This window comes from Algoriphagus sp. (assembly GCF_024305035.1).
In the GTDB taxonomy this organism is placed as follows: Bacteria; Bacteroidota; Bacteroidia; order Cytophagales; family Cyclobacteriaceae; genus Algoriphagus.
Map to the genome: position 1 here is coordinate 1 of NZ_JAMWZB010000048.1, position 18,902 is coordinate 18,902.

Sequence of the window (18,902 nt, forward strand, 5' to 3'; positions counted from 1 at the left end):
TGGATGATACGTATCGAGCTAAAATCCTTAAAATCTAAAAGCGATTTCCCTGGGGTATTCAAGAATCTAATTTTTTCAATCCTCCAATTTTTGTTCTAATTTTTCTGTAAAATGTTAAGAATATGACGCTTTTCAACCAAAAATACCCAGTACTGGGTATTTTTTATTTACTGGATATGCCCTTTATTAGCAATACTAAACTTTTGATGATCAGAAGATGGATATTAGGGGGTAGGTGCAGTTTCGGTTTTCGGAATGGAATGAATCAAAAGTTTTGGTCAAAAAAGGTATCAAAACTAATTTTTAGATTGAAAATGAAAAAAGAGTTAATCGCTGAGATATTCCAAAAGTTTGAAGATGCCTGTCATAATTTGGAGGGTTTGGAGTGTTGGAGTGGGCGTGATTTGCAAGGGATTTTGGGGTATTCGGATTGGCGAAACTTTACCAATGCGGTCCAAAAAGCAGTGAAAGCATGTGAAAACTCCGGAGAAAAGGAATCAGATCATTTCGTTGGCGTCACCAAATTGATCGAAATTGGAAAAGGAGGCCAAAGACAAGTTCAAGATGTGGTCTTAACACGTTATGCCTGTTATTTGGTTGCCCAAAATGGAGATGCCTCCAAGCCTGAAGTTGCTTTTGCCCAAACATACTTTGCAGTTCAGACAAGAAAACAGGAACTGATCGAGCAGCGCTTGTTGGATATCGCCAGGCTGACCGCCAGAGAAAAACTGTCCAAGTCGGAAAAGAAGCTATCAGGAATTATTTATGAGCGCGGAGTAGACCAGAAAAGTTTCGCCATAATAAGGTCTAAGGGAGATCGGGCTTTATATGGAGGAATTTCTACCCAGTCCATGAAGGATAAGCTCGGAGTTCCGGTCAATAGACCATTAGCCTATTTTTTGCCTACTTTAATGATTAAGGCTAAAGATTTTGCTACGGAATTGACTAGTCATAATGTGGTAGAAAAGGATTTGTCAGGTGATCAAGCGATTTCAAAAGAACATATCGACAACAACGCAGAGGTAAGGAAAATACTCTTAAAAAGAGGAGTGAAACCGGAAGAGTTACCTCCGTCGGAAGATGTCAAAAAAGTCCAGCGGAGAATTGATAGTACCGAAAAGAAAATCCTTAAAGAGATCAAAAAGGATAAAAAATAAACATAAGCCAATAATCTAATCCACCTAATCATGGGAATCAAACCAGGACCAAAACGAATTGCAAAAAGTACTGGACAACCAGACAGAGGACAAAGGGATAACAAAGAAACACCGGGAAATACTCCTTCCCTGAAACCGCATAAACATAAACCTGGGAAATGAAGAAATAGGAAAAACTATAATTCGGTTTTTTCTTATTTCACTTCTTTATATCTAACCAATTTTGATTATTGTAATCAACCCAAGGGAGCAGTATGGATGAGGCCAAGGGATTTTTAACCTAAGATTTACCACTGAATGATCGACCTTTCTTTTAGGAAGCCTGTCCCGAAGAATTGCGGGAAGGGGAGAAGTGAGGTAAGAAAGCCAATTCAAAATTGGTTATGATTTGGGGTTGAATTGCAAATTCCACACAGTCTAAATGATTATTTGACCACTTTCAGACGGATTAATTCAAATACAATGATTATAAAAAGTATCCATATCAAAAAATTCCGTGGCTTCAATGATGTTCGATTTGATTTAGGAGCCAATTTAACTGTAATTGCAGGACAAAACGGTACACAAAAAACAACTTTATTGGGAATAATAAGCCAACCCTTTACTATAACAGATAAAGAAAATCCACTATATGGAGAAAAACCTCTATGCGGTGGAAATTATAAATCTTTATTCAGCGAAAAATTTAAACTCTCGGATTCCTTTGACCAACCTAAGGGCCATGAATGGACACTGAGTATGAATAATAAAACAGAACCTGAATTTACTGTAGAAAGCATTGAAAGAAAAGATAAGTCAGGTTCAAAGGGAATTCGCTTTTGGCAAAAGGGTGATAGATCGAAGGGGTCGGGTTATATCCAGCTACCGGTTATTTACCTGAGTTTGTCAAGATTGTTTCCAATTGGTGAAGATACTTCCATTGATACCAGCAATGAAATTACACTCACAGAAACCGAATTTAAATTTTACCAAGATTGGCATAACAAAATCCTGATTATCCCAAATGTTGAGATGACCAGTGTAGATTATTTAGCTAGTAAACAAAAAAACACCTTAGGTGCGAATACTTCATTTTATGATTGGAAAATGAATTCTGCTGGTCAGGATAATATCGGTAAAATCTTGTTGGCAATATTATCATTTAAGCGATTGAAAGAAATTCATGGAGCTGCCTATCAAGGAGGAATATTGGCAATTGATGAAATAGATGCTACTCTTTACCCTGCATCTCAATTAAAATTAATTGAAGCTTTACGTAAATTTTCATCACAGCTTAACATACAAGTGGTGTTCACTACTCATTCATTAAGCATACTTGAAAAAGCATGTGAATGGCAAGAAGATGTCAAAATTACTGGTCAACTCAAAGTAGTATATCTGCAAAAAGTGGATTCCAAAGTCAAAGCCATTGATAATATTTCCTATGAGGTGATTAAAAACAAGCTTAATGTCGCGTTATCAATCAAACAAAAGCCAAAGAAGATACCAGTCTTTACGGAAGACAAAGAGGGTGAGGTTTTCTTTAGAGCGATAATAAAGCGAAAATCACTGGTTTTACAATTCGTTGATTGCACATTAGGCTGCGACAATCTAATTGAGTTGGCAAGAAAAAAAATAGTGGGTTTCAGATTTCCTGAATCACTAATTGTATTAGATGGAGATGTAAAAACGGAAGCATCAAAAATGAGGAGGATAAATCAAAATAAAAACTTTTTAATGTTGCCAGGCAACAAATCTCCTGAAAGACTTATTGCTGAATTTCTTCACAGCCTTTCAGACGAATCACCTATTTGGGACAACATTTACGAGGGATATAGTAAACAATTAGCTTTTCGTGATATCCAACTCAAAGAAATTAATGGCAAAGCAGGCCGCGAAAAGGCAAAAGAATGGTTCAACTCACAAAAGCAATATTGGGGAAGAAACTGTGCTAATGTAATAAACCCTTGGATTGCAGAAAACCAAGAGGAAGTAGATACATTTATTGATAATTTTGAGAAGTTGCTGGAAAAATACAATAAGCTGTTGCTTAACTAAATCTTTTGATTATGGAACAAGAAGTAAAATATATCAATATTAAAGATTTGGTCTTATGGACTGAAAATCCACGTGACCCAATTGATGCAAATGCGTCTGACCAAGATATTGTTGATAGAGCATTAGATGATGGTTTGCTAAAATGGACTTTGCCTAAGTTGGCAAAAGAAATGGGGGATTATTACGATTTTAGTGAACTCCCAACGGTAGTTTTTTATGGAAAAAAGCCTGTTGTTTATGATGGAAATAGGCGCATTATTCTGGGGAAAATAAAACATGGACTGGTAACTGTGCCTTCCGGAACAAGAATTCGGATTCCCGATTTTCCGGAAGAAATACCGTGCAATGTTTGCTCAAAAAAGATAGCATTGAATAATGTTCTTAGAAAACATGGTAATTCAGGTTCGTGGAAACCTTTGGAACGTGATTTATTTCTACATAAATTTTTAGGTGAAGAAAAGAGTTCTTTCTTAATTCTTGAAGAGGACACGGGTATAATCTCCTCAAATCCACATCTCAATCAAGGTTTTGTGAAAGATGAGATTTTCAAAGATTCCATGATGCAAAATTTAGGTTTTAGTATAAATAATGGTAAACTAAACAGTGTTCATTCCAATGAGGAAGCTTTTGTATTGCTCACCGATATCTCCAATAAGGTCAAGACTAAAGTTATTGATACTCGGAGAAAAAGAGGGAAAATCATTGAAGTACTAGATCCAAGCTCCCAACAATTAATTGATCAAAATAAGAACAATAAATCGCATCTATCTAAAATTAAGTTTGATTCCAAAAAAGAAGTAAAGAAACCGCAAAGGCAATCAAAGAGGACACCAAAATCCAACACTGAGTTCTTTGGAGGGAAATTATACCTGCGCATGGGAGAGGTTAGTAATCTATATCGAGATATAGTAGACTTATACCAGTTTTATTTTTCAAAGAAGCACGAACTATCTCAAACATTTCCAGGACTAATTAGAATGTCTTTACGATTATTGTGCGAAACAGCGGCCAAAGAAGACAACAATAAAAAATTCGAGAATTATCTAAAAGGTCACTTCCCTATCGCAAAAAAGGATTTAGATAAAGACATCAAAACAACATTATCGAATCACAATGTTAATGAAAACAGTATTGTTCAGTTGTTGCATACGGGGGCTCATAATTATCAATCATCAAACAACATAGAACAAACCATTGCAATGTCAATAATAATTGGTTCAATACTAACAATTTCACACGGAAAGGAGGAAACAATATGAGCATACATTATTCACCACTAAGATACCCCGGAGGGAAAAATTGTATATTTCCTTTTGTTTCCAAAATCTTCTATGAAAACCAACTGATTGGCGCCAGTTATGCAGAACCTTATGCCGGAGGTGCTGGTTTAGCTCTAAGGTTATTGTTTGAGGGGTATGTAAATCATATTTACATCAACGATCTTGACAAATCTATATACGCTTTTTGGACGGGCATTTTAAATAGATCAGACGAGTTTTGCGAATGGCTTGAAAAAGTAGATGTCACAATACACAATTGGAATAAATATAAAGCCATCCAACGGAATACTGATGAGGTAGATTATTTTGAATTGGCGAAATCAACATTCTTTCTCAATAGGACAAATATTTCAGGCGTAATTAAAGGTGGTGTAATCGGTGGTCAAGAGCAAAAAGGTAAATACAAAATTGATGCACGATTCAACAAAGATGACTTAATAAGGCGCATTCAGAAAATCGCAGAAATCAGAGATCGCATCACAGTGACCAACCTTGACGGATTATCCTTTATTGGAAAGTTAGATAAGAAGAATGAAGAAATATTTATTTATCTCGACCCTCCCTATTATCAAAAAGGAGCCGATCTGTATATGAACTTTTATTCAAAAGAGGATCACAAAAGACTTTCTAAATATGTTCATAAGATGCAAAAGAAATGGATGGTATCATACGACAACCATGACTTTATCCTAAACCTCTATGCAGAACAAAACAAGATTGTTTATAAGCTGTCACAGGCCGCATCCAATCGTATTGGGGACGAGATTTTAATCTTTTCAAATGGAATCGAGTTTGAAGAATCAATAAACACACTTAAATCACCAATATTATTATAGATAAACAGTGTTTGAATCATGCCAACCTTTCACAGTCTCACACATTTTCAAGCTTACATACGCTTCATCCAAAGCCTGCCATGGTGTGTGTCCGCCCTGCCCGAAAACAAAAATTAAAAATCTCCTATCTCTTCATTAAAAATACATATCCCAACTCGCAGGCAGGAAAAGCTAATGTAATGCTAGGTAACATTAACCAAACGTTACTTGATTTGCAATCCGACTCATTAAAATCTAAACCTTATTAGTTTTGTTTTATAACAAATTTTAAGTTAAGAAATAATCGTTTCAGAAAAACAAATCCTCGGTGAAATTACTTTTCTGTATTATAATAACTTCCAATGAAACCGCTATTACTGTTACTTTTTTGACCTATATTATTGTGATTAACTAGCGCTGAATCTGTGAATAAAAATTCTGCTGGGATGGAGAAAAACTCACCAATTTTTATAGCTTGATCAACAAATAATTTACTTTTCCCATCAATTAAAGCTTGAATTTCATCCTTGGGAATTTCAGTTCCTTTAGAGACTTCCTCAATCGATAAATTTTTGTCAATCAATAAGGTTTTTAATATTATACTTGTTCCTGTCATAATTCTATCTCTTTCAATTTAGTCTTTAGTATGTCTATAATATCCTTTAGCAAAGCAATTTGATGATTTTTTTCTTGGATAATTTGATCTTTTTCTGTCAATAATCTTTCGTAAAGGGAATCTTCACTTTTCTCATTGATGTAGTTTTTGATGTATCCACTATTGCTATTACTTTTTTCACCAGTGTTATAATTAATTATCGGTAGTTCATTTGCCAAAAAATATTCCGGCTTCACATGGTAAAATTCTGCAAGTTGCTGAATTCGGTCTAGGGTTAGCTTGCTTTTGCCCGATTCCAGGTTGGAATAGGTCTTTTGGTTGATATTCAGAATATTGGCGACATACTCCTGAGAATAGTCTCGGGATTCTCGCAAAATCCGCATGATTTTCTGGGCATGGACCATAGCAGTACTTTTTTGACTAGACTAGAATTTCTTTGACTAAGATAGAAATTTTTTACTTCACCTAAAACCTCTCCAAGTGCAATATTTGGATGTGATTGATTGCTAATACAATATAAGAAAGGTTTGGCAAGAATAGAACAAAACTAGGGGAGTGAAGCGTAAAATTTTCAATGAAACCAACCACAGACTCGAGCATTTTAATTTTTGAGAAATATAGCATTTTGCCGCGTTCTCTGAATTTATGGTTCGCCGGATTGCCTGTGGACGAAAGACTCTATCCCCTAAAACCCAAAAATCCGATTTGACCGGATTTAAAACTTAACGTACCCTTTTTTCTCGCTGATAGCTCCGGCATCACGGACATACCACTCAGAGTCAGCGGGCGACGATTTCTCAAAAACCTATTGCTAGCATTGCTGCCCTTTAGGGCATGGTGGAAATTCTATTTCTATGTGCAGATAAATAAGATCTGTATCACAAGTACTTTGGTCGTTGGCTCCTCGCCTGCCCGCCGTGGAGGGGTCTCCTGTGGTGAGCAGCGTCGAACCACCGGTCTACCGTCTTCCAACTTAACCCATCGCCATGGAAGCATCATTTCAATCTTACAAACCAACCTGGGTTAATCTAACCCCCAAAATGCTCTTCAAAAACCTGATCAAGAACCCGACTTGAACCTATTTTTATTCTCCCGGATTGCCCCCGCACCTGCGGGACTACCGCTACTGATCCGGGAGTGACATAATCCGTCAACGGGATGGAAACACGGTAGAAATACCTTTGAAACATAGCCAGCAAGCTGGCTGAAATAGAAATTCCTGTTATGAGTTTGTATTTCGGGCGCCGAAGGCGACCCTATTTCAGGCCGACAGGCCTTTGTTTCCAAGTGTTTCAGACGCTAAAAGCGGCCCTATTTCATTCCATTTGACAAAAATGATAAGCCTTCCGCTGCAGAGGATTTTCGCTTATTCATTCAATTATTTCTTAATCCAAGACAGACCGGTTCCGATCGTGCCGAATCCCTGATAATCATCGGGATTCAAATAGGAGGACTATGTCTTAAAATTCGTGGCTTTGACTAGGCTTCGACTCCGCTCAGCCTGACAATCTGACTAGGCTTCGATTTCGAGACTCTCGTCTCTCAAGTGCTCAGCCTGACACCTCTCCGGTCGCCTGTGGTGAGCTCAATCGAACCATAGGTCTTCAATCTCTAACAAGCATGAAAAAACGTCTATTCACATGCTTCCTGGCATGGCTATGCCTAATCGGAAGCGAACTCAAGAGCCAAGTTGCTTGGTCACCGGAGGCGGATCTTTCCATTAGATCCGAACTCCTTCGGGGTGGGGATTCCCGTCCCGATATTTCCCAACTTAAAGATTATGGTTTAGTTGATAGCGACCTTGATTCGGGTGCAGGGGAGGGAGAGGGTATCCCCCAAACCGCCCCGGTCACGGTCTTCATTGACCAAATGGAGTATGACGCTGATGATCATGAATCGGACTCGAAAAGTCTTGATTCTTCCCAAAATCATCCCCTTGCCCCAGAGCGGGCAGAAGAAGCCGCTTACCCAGGCGCGGCTAATCACCCCGGGCGGGAGGAGTACAGCACTCCCGCCCAAAAGGGGGAGGAAAATACTACGCTCATCTATGGGGAAATCATCAATCCGGATTCCCTGAGTCCGCTGATGCTGAGCAGCACTCCTTACTATGTAGATCCCAATTCCCAGTTTGCGGTTGAGAGTAAAACGATTGAAACCCTGCCCGGGGAATTCTTTGATGGATTGCTGAACAATGGTACCCGCAAGTTTTCGGTGGAGCTGCCTCTTTCGGATCGGGTAGGGTATTTTACTTTGACCGCAGGGGACCGGACACTCATCGATAATTTTCTGGTGATTCCCGGGGATAGCATCAAAATCAACCTGGACCTTAGAAGTTATTATGTCTCCTTTGCCGGTAAAAATGCCCCATTCTATGAATTACAGTACTTACTGGCACGTGAAGAAAATAGAGTGGCCTTTCAGTCACCCCGGCAATTGGTACTCGGGGCTAATAGTTCCCTGCTCCAAAAGCAAGAAAATCTGGATAAGATCAGGTTTTTCCAGAATCAATTTGGCAATAGTTTGAACGTAATTTCTTCTCCAAAGACCAACTTGAAAAACCAGGTGGCCTCTTTGGAAAACCCTGAGAATAGTTTGGCTTCCCGATTGGACTATCTTCGGTTTTTTGAGGATAAACTGGACGCTGAGCTTCTGGAGCTGATCCGATTGGACTTGATGGCGGAGCACTATCGCGGGGTAATTGCCTCGATCAGGAATTTCAGTTGGGAGAAGCTTCCCGCTGAGTTCTCGCCGGAAGAATTGGATTCAGTTCAGGTAAAGCTGCGGGGTTTGCTTGAAAATTTACCGGGAGTGGAGTCTTCCCCGTCAGCCCAATTAGTTTCCCGGGGTTTTTTGGGAATGGAAGTGGAGCGATTGGCCCTATTGGGGTTGATTAAAGGAGAGAGTTTGCTCAGCGGGATTACAGCTTCCCATGAGGGGGAAGTAGCTGACCGGATCAAAGCCGGTTTTCTTTCCCGTTATTTGGGACAATACCCCAAACCGGAGGCAATTCTGGAAAATTATCTGAGGACTATGAGCTTTGATCCTTGGGTCAGCAGGGTGGAATCTCTAAAACGATCACATATTCCAGGGGATTCGTTTTTGGATTTTGCAATGGTGAATGCCCAGGGTGATCCGGTAAATTCGGCTAGTTTCAAGGGTAAACCGACCTTGGTCTATGTTTACTTCAGTACCTGTAGACACAGTGCCGATTTTTTCAATGACTTTCTGTTTCCGCTTTACCGGGAAACGTCCTCGATGGATTATGAACTGGTAGCCATCTCGGTGGACGAGGATCAAGATTTATGGAAGTCCAGGCTAGAAAAATACTCCGACCAATCGATCACCAACTTGAATATCTCCGGTAAGGAACGCGAAGCTTTTATCAGCTCCTATGAGATTTTCGGCTTTCCCAAAGTATTCCTTCTGGACGAATCCGGAGTCATCCAATCCTTTAAGATCGAAGGATGGGATCAGGACTCCAGAAAAGCCCATGTACTTCAACACCTTGGGCTGATTGACAACCATACAAAACCATCCAAACCATGAAAAAGCTACTCTTGATTTTCATCCTTCTTGTTGGAGGAGGATCACCGAACCTTTGGGCTCAAAATTCAAAATTGATTACCGGGAAAGTTACCTCTGCCGCGGAGGGAATTCCGCTTCCCGGAGTCACCATAGTGGTGAAAGGAAGCAACCAGGGCACCATCACCGATAATGAGGGAAACTATCAACTGAAAATTAACCAGGACGAAAGCGTGCTTTTGTTTTCCTTTATCGGGTATCAGACAAGGGAAATCCCGGTCAGTTCCTCCCAAACCCTTTTGAATGTGGCCTTGGAAGAGTCCGAAATGGGATTGGATGAGGTAATGGTAGTATCCACCGGCTTTCAGGAACTCTCCGCTGAGCGTACCACAGGATCCTTTGTCAAAGTAGATCAGGAATTGGTGGATCGAAGAGTTTCCACCAATCTGATTGACCGTTTGGAAGACGTGACTCCAGGCTTGATCTTTAATCGGGACAGGGCAAATGCAGAGCCTGGGGAAAGTATTTCCATTCGGGGTACTGCTACGCTCCGGTCCAATGCAGAGCCTTTGATTGTAGTGGACAACTTGGCTTATGATGGGCCGCTGTCGAGTATCAATCCCAATGATGTGGAAAGCATGACCGTGCTCAAGGATGCGGCAGCCTCATCCATCTGGGGAGCCCGGGCCGGAAACGGGGTGATTGTGATTACCACCAAACAGGGGAAGTTCAATGCCCCCATGCAGGTGAACTTTACGGCTAATGTAACCCAGCTGGCAGAACAGGATCCCTTCTACCAGCCCCGAATGAGTATTGCAGGACATGTGGACCAGCAAATCGAGCTCTATGAGCGGGGTTATTACAACAGTTTGCTGAACAATTCCCGAAATCCTGTCGTCCCCCCGGTAGCTGAAAGCCTTTTTGCCCACAGTCAGGGATTGCTTTCTGATCAGGAGTTGTCCGCCCAGTTGGACAGCTACCGCAACTCGGATATCCGAAGGGAATTGCAGGAGCATATAAACCGCAGAGCCTTGCAGCAACAATATGCTTTGGGGCTCAATGGAGGGAGCGACAGACACCGATATCAGTTCAGTTTGGGCTGGGATGCGAATACCGCCTCTACCATTGCGTCGAATAACAACAGACTCACCTTATCCACCCGTCAGAATTGGAAGTTGGCGAATGAAAAGTTGGATGTGGGAATTGGGGTTTATTGGGTGAATAGCCGATCCGAAAACGGGCTTCCGAATATTTCCAATTTTAATGCCTATGATCGCTTGACCGATGAGAATGGAAACCCACTTTCTGTACAGCGAACCTATTCCGACCGGTTTAAAAGTGAAGTGGAAGAATTGGGTTTGTTGGATTGGGACTACGTGCCGTTGGAGGAATTCAACCGAACGAGCACTACTAACAGCGGCAATGATCTGCGCATAAATGCGAGTCTAGATTATGAATTGCTTAAAAATTGGAAAGTTTCCGGCTTATATCAGTATTGGACCAATTCCAATAGAGCCCAGACTTTTAACAGTCAGGAATCTTATGAAACCCGGGAATTGATCAATGAATTTACCGAAATCGGGGAAGATGGGAGCCTGATCAGACATGTTCCGCTAGGGGGTATTTTGGAACAGGATTTTCGTTCGGCCTTTAGCCATAACGTTCGGCTGCAAAGTACCTATGCAGCCAAGTGGGGATCAGACCACCAACTCAATGTTTTGGCAGGTTTTGAAGTCAGGGACTTAAAACGGGAGGGCTATTTCAATACCAGCTATGGTTACAATCCTGTGATTGGTACTTCCCAGTCGGTGGATTATTTGACAAGAAGGAGATTGCTGGGCTCGGGGCGATTTGCGAATGTGCCGTTTACCGAAAGTTTCTCGGGAGGTGCAGACCGGTTTTTATCCGGATTTGCCAATCTGGGCTACAGCTTCAAAGATCGATATTTGCTCAATGCCAGTGCCCGTAAGGATGCTTCCAATCTCTTTGGGGTGGAAACCAATCAGCGGGCTGTTCCTTTATGGTCCGCAGGCTTGGGATGGATTGTTTCGGAAGAGGAGTTTTTTAGGGTCAGCAATATTGACTTTCTCAAACTTCGCTTGAGTTATGGGTTTAACGGGAATACCAATCCCAATGCTACAGCCTTCACCACTGCGCAGTATCTTTCCGGTGCTCAAAACTTTCTTTCCGGTTATCCTTTTTTGGGAATAGTCAGTCCTCCAAATCCCCAACTCCGGTGGGAGCGGATTAAAATCGCCAATTTGGGATTGGATTTTGGAGGATTTAATGGAAAGTTGAGAGGGTCGGTGGAGTACTATCGCAAGCAGGGATTGGATTTGCTCGCCAATCAACCCTTGTTTGCCTCTTCTGGGTTTTCCAGTGCATTTACCAATTATGCCAGTACCCGCACCAACGGGATTGATCTGAATCTGACTACGGTACAGCAGATTGGAAAGATCCAGTGGGAGGGGGCATTTTTTTACAGCATGGTCCAGGAAGAAGTAACTGATCTTGAGAACTTGTCTACAGCAAATCAATTGCTCAGCTATTCTGCGCAAGTTCCCAATACCCAAGTGGGTAAACCTATATTTGGGATTTATAGCTATGACTTTGCGGGACTCGATCCCAATGACGGATCGCCTTTGGGTTTTGTGGACGGAGAGCCCAGCAATGATTACCGGGCCATTATACTTGATGCAACGCCGGAAAGCCTAAGATTTCACGGTAGGGGAAGACCCACGGATTTTGGTGCATTCAGAAATACCTTTAGTTATCGTGGATTCAGCCTTTCAGCAAATATTACCTACCGATTGGGCTATTTTGTCCGTAGGCAGTCCATCAATTATGACGCCTTTAACCGGGGAATGTGGGGACATGCAGATTATGAATCCCGGTGGCAGCAACCCGGAGATGAGTTGATTACGGATATTCCTTCAGACCCTGGACGTGTCAATCCCCTGAGACAGCGATTTTATTCCAGCAGTTCATCCCGAATAGAAAGGGGAGATCATATCCGATTGCAGGATGTTCGGGTTGCTTATCAGTGGAATGGTGGACAAGGGAGTCGAATCAGAAATCTGGAAACCTACCTATACATCAATAATCTTGGGATCATCTGGAAATCAACGGATCGGCTCAAAGATCCGGACTATCAAGTTACACCCCCATTGACTTCTGCATCACTGGGCTTAAGAATGTCATTTTAATTAAATCTAAAGGGTAAAAGGTCACTGCTTTCTAAATCAGACTTTCTTCAAATGGAACGGATGGCCCGGCGGATTTTGGATTTGGTTTATTCGTTAATCCGCCACCCTTCTTAAAATCTAAAAACTATGAAAAATTCAATCAAAATAGCTTTTCTTTTTATCATGAGCATATTGGTTGCTTGTGATGAATTTCTGGATGAGAAGCCAGATTTAAACTTGGTGGTCCCCGCAAGTTTGGATGATTTTCAGGGGCTGTTGGACGCCTATCTGAGAGGGATGAATTCCTATCCCACCAACGGACTGATTAGCTCTGATGAAGTGGTCATTGGTCCAGGTACGCTTTCACGCTTAAATTTCAATTTCAATGCACTTTATTTTTGGGAGGAGGAAACCAGCCTTCCCGGGGAGCAAGACTTTCATTGGCTGATCAGTTATACGAAGATCATGTATGCAAATGTGGTATTGGATGGTCTGGAGGAATATCAGCCCGCTAATGCAGGAGAGGAGCAGCGGATGCTGAATTTGGAAGCCCAAGCCAAATTTTATCGGGCTCAGGGACACTATGAACTCCTGATGCATTACGGCCAGGTGGGGATTGGTGCAGGAGAGGAAGCGCTGGGAATCCCCCTTCGCAAAACTTCCGATATCAATGTTAAGAATCAGCGGGCCAGTGTAGGGGAAAGCTTTGATTTCATTTTGGAGGACTTGCTGTTTGCGGTAGATCATCTGGAAATGAAGGCTGAAATCCCCATGCGTCCCTCAAAATGGGCGGCTGAGGCTATGTTGGGACGGGTTTATCTGAACAGGGGAGATTATCCCAATTCATTGCAACACTCCTCCAATGCTCTGGGAATTGACGATACGCTGATGGATTACAAGGACTTGGATACTTCGCTTCCTTATTCTTTTGAGGTCTTTAATCCGGAGGTGATATTTCATCAGGAAATATCTTTTGTGGGATTTGAGTTCGACCAGGGCTTTATTGTCAACCCCGATTTGGTAGCCAGCTATGATTCTATGGATTTGAGGAAAACTTTCTTTTTCCGATCAAATGGAATTGAGGATGAGGTAAACTTCAGAGGAAATTATACCGGAGACTTTTACCATTTTGGTGGATTGGCCACCGATGAAGTATGGTTGAATTTTGCTGAAGCAGCCTACCGGGTGGGCCAAGAGGAAACGGCGTTGGATGCGATCAACGTTTTGTTGGAGCATCGGATGGTAGCTGGTTTTGAACCGATTTCTGGGCTTAGTGGGGTGGACTTGCTTCAACGGATTGTTTTAGAGCGACAAAAAGAATTGGTATTTCGGGGGATCCGTTGGATTGATTTGAAGCGATTCAATCAGGATCCAGCCTTAGCCATCACGCTAAGAAGGGAGTACAATGAATCAGATGCCGTTTTGCCGCCAAATGATTCTCGGTATGTCTTTTTGATACCTGAGGAGGAACTGGAACAAAATCCCATGGTTCAGAATCAGCGGTAGAAAAAGAGAGGGCAAGCCCATAAGATTTGCCCTCTCTGATCTTAAATTAAGGCTGAGCTATAGGAAGATTTCCGTTTACAACGAAAATTCCGGCTTCAACCCGGTCAGATGTATCATCCGGCATTTCAAAGGAACAATCCTCAGCAGGATTGAGATTACACTGGTAAGTACCCGAACCGGGCGTCACTCCGGTTAAGTCGTACCAGATCTCCAATTCCGGATCCAAGGCATAGCGTTCCGTTTCATTTCCGGCGAAATTCATTGCCATGGCCAAGGTTGCTGCCAGCACAAAGGCTAGAAGCGGAAGTTTACTTGCTAGTTTATTCATAAAGTGCACCCTTTTTTAACAAATCAAAAAGAGCGAAACCGTTTGGGATTCCTTCGGGAAGCAGCTAATCCTGCTTCCCTGGGAACGTGGTTAAAGTGCCTACTCTGTTTCAAGGGTTTTCGGCTTCCCCCGGCAGGTTCATCGGTATTGACTTGCTTCTCACCCAAGCCATCGAGAAGAATGAACCTGTTATTGTCTTGAGCTATTGTCTCATTTTTATTTCATCTTTTTCCGGATAGGGGCTCATCACCCCTAGGCCGTGGGGCAGTTCAGTACTCGCTGCCCCTAAATTTTTTTCTCAAACTCTTGAAGAGTTTCTCTTAGTTGGAAGTAAGTGTTTGGCGGGACTGGAATAAGCTTCTCATCCCTTGGAGGGATTTTGTTTTCTGACTTTAGCTTTTAAGTGGGTCAGATTCGGCTATTCCCTGTTCCTTACTTCTTCTTCCTTCATTAGTCATCATTTCTACCTCATGATTCGTTTATTTTTCTTTTTCCTATTTCTATCGATGGTTCAACCTGTGTGCTTGAGCCAACAGGAACCTTTGGATTTGATTTAAGCTGAGTACATCGATTCTTTTCTAATTTTCATTCCATCACGGGTTCTACTATTCCAAAGCCCATATACCGCCAGTCCTATCAATCCCAAATTCAAGACAAAATGCTCTGCCCATCCCAGGCTTTCGATTATCCCCGCACAATTGCAGGGTATCCTGGGAAATGCGCCCACCCAGATCAATCCCACATAAGTGATAAACACCGTTAGAACCAGCAAGCTCCCAACGTATCCCCACCACCGAGTGACTGAAAAGAGTAGGAGCAGGGCAATTACCAACTCCACCCCGGGAACCACATAGCTCAGGGCTTCTGCCAACTCTCCCGGAAAAGTCTGATTGTGAAAGGCCTTTCGGCTCTGCTCGAATCGGATTATTTTTTCCAAACCGGTGTAGGCCCACACGAGAATCAGAATTAAAGTGGGTACGAGGGCAGTTTGTGAAGGCTTATCCATGGTTTTTGTGATCTAGTTTCAACTGTGTATAATTTGCTTTTCAAAGGTCATATGGAATCTCGCAATTCTAATCATCCCAGTGTGTGACGGATACGTCATGCTCGATTTCATCCTGTATTTGATTTTGGCTCTGGCTTTATTTTTTCTCCTTCGATTGAGGCCTTGTTGCCGGGGTCAATCAATGTTTGGTAAAATTGGAAAAAATGAATAATTAAAATTCACAAGTTGGGACATGAACCATTTTTTGGTGTCAATGACACTTTTTCAAGTACAGCTCTTAGTTTTTCGGTTAAATATTTGGTTTTTAGAATACGGAGTTTTATAATCACTTAAGATTTAGTAAGAAAACCGGTTTTTTTGATTGTGTGAATACTCCTTGGAAGGTATTGCTGTACTGCCTAGGGAATCGGGTACGCCTTCGGGTGGATAATCATGATGAAACAGGAGATAAGGACTAAGCCTGAATTGGCACAGGATAGCTTTGTCTCTAGCCTAAGTTTTGTGTTTTTTTTAAAATCAGTAAATAGAAATGAGTACTGTTGCTTGGGACCCGGTCCGGATGAGGACTTTATTGGGTTTGGAAGAAATGTTAGATGTCCAGACTTTTAGAAAGCTGGGAGAATATTTAAGCTTGACCAACTTGTCCGAAAAAGAAGTGATTCGGTATGCAGGGGAAATTGAACTTCACTCCCATGTATTGATCGAAGGCTTAATAGGGATGTATCAGAATGGGAGGTTGGTCCGGCTATTCTTTCCGGGGGATATGTTCATGGATTATGATTCTTATGTTCAGCAGATTCCCAGTCGTTATGAAATCCGATGCTTAAAGGATTCCATGTTTACCAATTTGGGTTTTAAGCAGGAACAGGATGTACTTAAGCATTTTCCTGAGTTGAAAGAGGTTTCCGAACAGTTGATTCAGCGAATTCGCTATTCCAATGAACAATGGGTGGCTTTTACCCAACTTCCTTACATGGAAAGAATTGAGCAATTGGAAGCGAGACTCCCCAATATTCGGCATGTATTGAAACGGGCGGATTTGGCCAGTATACTCGGAGTCAGTGAAAGTACGGTTCAGCGGATGAGAAGTCAGAAAGATGAGCCGAATTCTGATATACCTGCTTGGAAACTTCAGTTTATGTCCGAATTGAAATATTCTTTTCAGCATGCACTCCATCCTAAAGCCCGAGAAATAGAGGCTATAACCAAAGTTTGGGCTACTTCCTTTCAGAATCTACTGCGTACTCCGGATGAAATTAAGGCCTTTGAAGCTCAGAAACTATGTTTATTGTCTTCTTATCTCTATCCGGAAACCGAACTGGATACGGCGATCTGGGTCAGTAAGCTCTACACTTGGCTTTTTTACCTGGACGATCAGACCGATCGGATTCCTCAGGGCCAAAAGACCGAGTTTTGGAAATCCATTCTTGCAGGATTGAAAAATCAGGAAGGGGAGGAAGTGATTCTTCCTACAAGAATCCGGGATTTGGTCTTGGTCTGGAAGGAGCTCAGAGCTTCCTTACCCCAACTGGAGAACATGTGCCTGCCCAAAATTGCCTTGGTAGAAAAGGAGGTCTTGGATTTTATTCAATACAATCTCAAAGAAGCCAAATTCAAGGATGCAGGTAGAGTTCAGGATCCAAGAAGTTTTCTACTTGACAAGCCTTTCTATTCAGGAGCCCGATTGGCTGTGAATTTTACCTGTTTGGACATTGGGCGAGAGTTTGGTGAGGATCCAGAGGAATGGAAGAAATCCAAAGATATCCGGCAATTGGGGGAGCGGCTGATTTTTTTGAGCAATGATTTGATTTCTTATCGGAAAGAGAAAAACATCGGTGATTCTATGAATCTGATTTCGGTCTTGATGCAGGAGAAGAATCTGGATTTCAAGGAGGCTCAGTATAAGGTGCTCAGTAATTTTCAGGAATGCCTTGAGGAGTTTTTGAGATTGGATTTGGAAATCAGATCCAATCATGATCCTGGAAATATTTGGTTGCTACACTGTCTAAAACAAGTGAAATACAAAGTTGCCGGATCCAACTACTGGTCCCTGCATGTAAGTAATCGCTATGAATAGCCCTATTTGTAAACTAAACCAACTACGTGATGAACATTATCACCTACTGCGATCAGGTTTCGGCCAATCTGGAGCGAGACCTAGGTATTCTGATGTTGGATGGGGAAAACAAGCTCATCCAGTTTGAGTCTGCGTTCTATATGGTGGACAAGGCACTGGAAAAGGTCAAGGCTTTTCTGTCCAATTATGAGTTTACTTCCGAGGAGGAAGAGGTAGAGTTCTTTAAAATGAAAATGACTGAATTTCTAAAAGAGTCGGTGTATTATTCAGAACTATTTAATATGGAATCCTTAAAGCCTCCGGGACCCAAAAAGGAAATCAAGCGATTCTATGAGAAGGAGTTGCGGTCCATTCAGTATTTTCTTCAGAGTCATCAGAATCTTTACAATTACCTGCTGACCAAGAAAACCAATCAGGATAAGATTTTTTTTCTGCGTAGTGCACAAGCCCCGGTGTATAAGCCAAATTTGTTTTGGCATACCCTAGATACCAGGTATTGCACGGTGTACACCTTGTACTTTGCCCGAATCAAAGGAACCCTGGCACTTTCCCAGTACATTCATCATCAGTTGAAAATCATCAATGGAGAAGTGGTAATGGGAACCTACCAGAAAAAAAATCCTTTGCGTTGGACAGGGAAAAAGGTAGAGCTGATCGAACTGGTTTATGCCTTGAAACTTGCTGGGGTGCTCAATCACGGACGAGCGGATCTGAAAGAGATTGCACTCAAAATGGGGGCATTTTTTGGATTGAATCTGAATGATTTCTATCGAACCTTCACCGAGATCAGTACCCGTAAGAAAAGTAGGACTGCTTTTCTGGACTCCATGCGGGACCAGTTAAATAACTACATTGATAATGGAGATTCTTTGCGTTAAAATCAGGTGGATTTTTTAAATCAATAATGACTAGAAAGGTATCGTTATACTTTTTTAGGAATGCCGTTCCTTTCTTTACTACCATAAAACTCTAGGCAAAGGGATTTTTACCTGATGATCTCCGAATCCAATTAAGGATAAAGGGTAGTTGCATGATACTTTTCGTGACGATACCTCTGCATCCGATATGGAGAACAGGGAGAAGTTAGCCATTTCTGAATTGAAGCGTAGTCTACTATCCGTCAGGGTGCTCCTTTGAAATAGAAAGTAAAATGCCTTGGGAGTGAGCGAAAGAGAAGTGTTTTCCCTTAACGTATTTTTCTGGAATTGGCTTTCAATGAATATAAAGCTTCATTTGGGGAAATAATTAGATCGGGTTTGCCCCATCTAGGTGCATTGGCTGGAAGAAAAGGTTTTCGGCATAGGGGATTGTTTTTACTTTTTATGTGTATCCGGTCTACTGCACGTATGGGTAAATTGAGGCGAGAACTAATC

Annotated in this window: 14 protein-coding genes; 9 read left to right on the plus strand and 5 right to left on the minus strand. The window is 41.7% G+C overall.

The genetic code is table 11. The features are described from left to right. Positions 1-314 precede the first annotated feature (314 nt). From dinD to Q0L00_RS18765, 4 genes are all read left to right on the plus strand, one after another. Positions 315-1,157 (plus strand): DNA damage-inducible protein D, encoded by an 843-nt coding sequence (dinD, locus tag Q0L00_RS18750; RefSeq protein WP_297338430.1) that lies wholly within the window; start codon positions 315-317, stop codon positions 1,155-1,157. 462 nt (positions 1,158-1,619) lie between these two features. Further along, on the plus strand, positions 1,620-3,194 hold the full coding sequence (locus tag Q0L00_RS18755) for an AAA family ATPase (RefSeq protein ID WP_297338431.1): 1,575 nt from the start codon (positions 1,620-1,622) through the stop codon (positions 3,192-3,194). Positions 3,195-3,205: 11 nt separating this feature from the next. Continuing rightward, on the plus strand, positions 3,206-4,453 hold the full coding sequence (locus Q0L00_RS18760) for a hypothetical protein (protein WP_297338432.1): 1,248 nt from the start codon (positions 3,206-3,208) through the stop codon (positions 4,451-4,453). Beyond that, the gene (locus tag Q0L00_RS18765; protein ID WP_297338433.1) at positions 4,450-5,310 is read left to right on the plus strand and encodes a DNA adenine methylase; all 861 of its coding nucleotides are present in this window, start codon (positions 4,450-4,452) and stop codon (positions 5,308-5,310) included. The genes Q0L00_RS18760 and Q0L00_RS18765 overlap by 4 nt, the downstream gene beginning before the upstream one ends. A 313-nt stretch (positions 5,311-5,623) precedes the next feature. Here the strand turns inward: Q0L00_RS18765 and Q0L00_RS18770 are convergent, their stop codons facing one another. Together Q0L00_RS18770 and Q0L00_RS18775 are read right to left on the minus strand one after the other, a co-directional pair. Further along, positions 5,624-5,905, minus strand: coding sequence for a hypothetical protein (locus tag Q0L00_RS18770; protein WP_297338434.1), 282 nt, complete (start codon positions 5,903-5,905; stop codon positions 5,624-5,626). Next, a complete protein-coding gene (locus tag Q0L00_RS18775; RefSeq protein ID WP_297338435.1) occupies positions 5,902-6,309 on the minus strand; it encodes a helix-turn-helix transcriptional regulator in 408 nt (135 codons plus the stop codon). Before Q0L00_RS18775 ends, Q0L00_RS18770 begins: the two co-directional genes overlap by 4 nt. A 1,216-nt stretch (positions 6,310-7,525) precedes the next feature. Here Q0L00_RS18775 and Q0L00_RS18780 point away from each other — a divergent pair. The 3 genes from Q0L00_RS18780 (at position 7,526) to Q0L00_RS18790 (ending at position 14,118) form a co-directional block, all read left to right on the plus strand. After that, entirely contained in the window at positions 7,526-9,451 is a 1,926-nt protein-coding gene (locus tag Q0L00_RS18780; protein ID WP_297338436.1) for a TlpA disulfide reductase family protein, read from the plus strand. Further along, a complete protein-coding gene (locus Q0L00_RS18785) occupies positions 9,448-12,633 on the plus strand; it encodes a SusC/RagA family TonB-linked outer membrane protein (RefSeq protein ID WP_297338437.1) in 3,186 nt (1,061 codons plus the stop codon). Before Q0L00_RS18780 ends, Q0L00_RS18785 begins: the two co-directional genes overlap by 4 nt. A 126-nt stretch (positions 12,634-12,759) precedes the next feature. Then, complete coding sequence (locus Q0L00_RS18790; protein WP_297338438.1) at positions 12,760-14,118, plus strand: RagB/SusD family nutrient uptake outer membrane protein; 1,359 nt, start codon at positions 12,760-12,762, stop codon at positions 14,116-14,118. 46 nt (positions 14,119-14,164) lie between these two features. On the opposite strand, the gene Q0L00_RS18795 is transcribed toward Q0L00_RS18790, so the two are convergent. Both Q0L00_RS18795 and Q0L00_RS18800 read right to left on the minus strand, forming a co-directional pair. Continuing rightward, entirely contained in the window at positions 14,165-14,446 is a 282-nt protein-coding gene (locus Q0L00_RS18795) for a hypothetical protein (protein WP_297338439.1), read from the minus strand. 553 nt (positions 14,447-14,999) lie between these two features. Next, complete coding sequence (locus Q0L00_RS18800; RefSeq protein WP_297338440.1) at positions 15,000-15,452, minus strand: MauE/DoxX family redox-associated membrane protein; 453 nt, start codon at positions 15,450-15,452, stop codon at positions 15,000-15,002. Positions 15,453-15,981: 529 nt separating this feature from the next. On the opposite strand from Q0L00_RS18800, the gene Q0L00_RS18805 reads away from it, so the two are divergent. Both Q0L00_RS18805 and Q0L00_RS18810 read left to right on the plus strand, forming a co-directional pair. Next, the gene (locus Q0L00_RS18805; RefSeq protein WP_297338441.1) at positions 15,982-17,529 is read left to right on the plus strand and encodes a hypothetical protein; all 1,548 of its coding nucleotides are present in this window, start codon (positions 15,982-15,984) and stop codon (positions 17,527-17,529) included. Between the two features lie 29 nt (positions 17,530-17,558). Beyond that, a complete protein-coding gene (locus Q0L00_RS18810; RefSeq protein WP_297338442.1) occupies positions 17,559-18,407 on the plus strand; it encodes an RteC domain-containing protein in 849 nt (282 codons plus the stop codon). 308 nt (positions 18,408-18,715) lie between these two features. On the opposite strand, the gene Q0L00_RS18815 is transcribed toward Q0L00_RS18810, so the two are convergent. Then, positions 18,716-18,902 (minus strand): hypothetical protein (locus Q0L00_RS18815; RefSeq protein WP_297338443.1); only part of this gene is annotated, 187 nt, incomplete at its 5' end.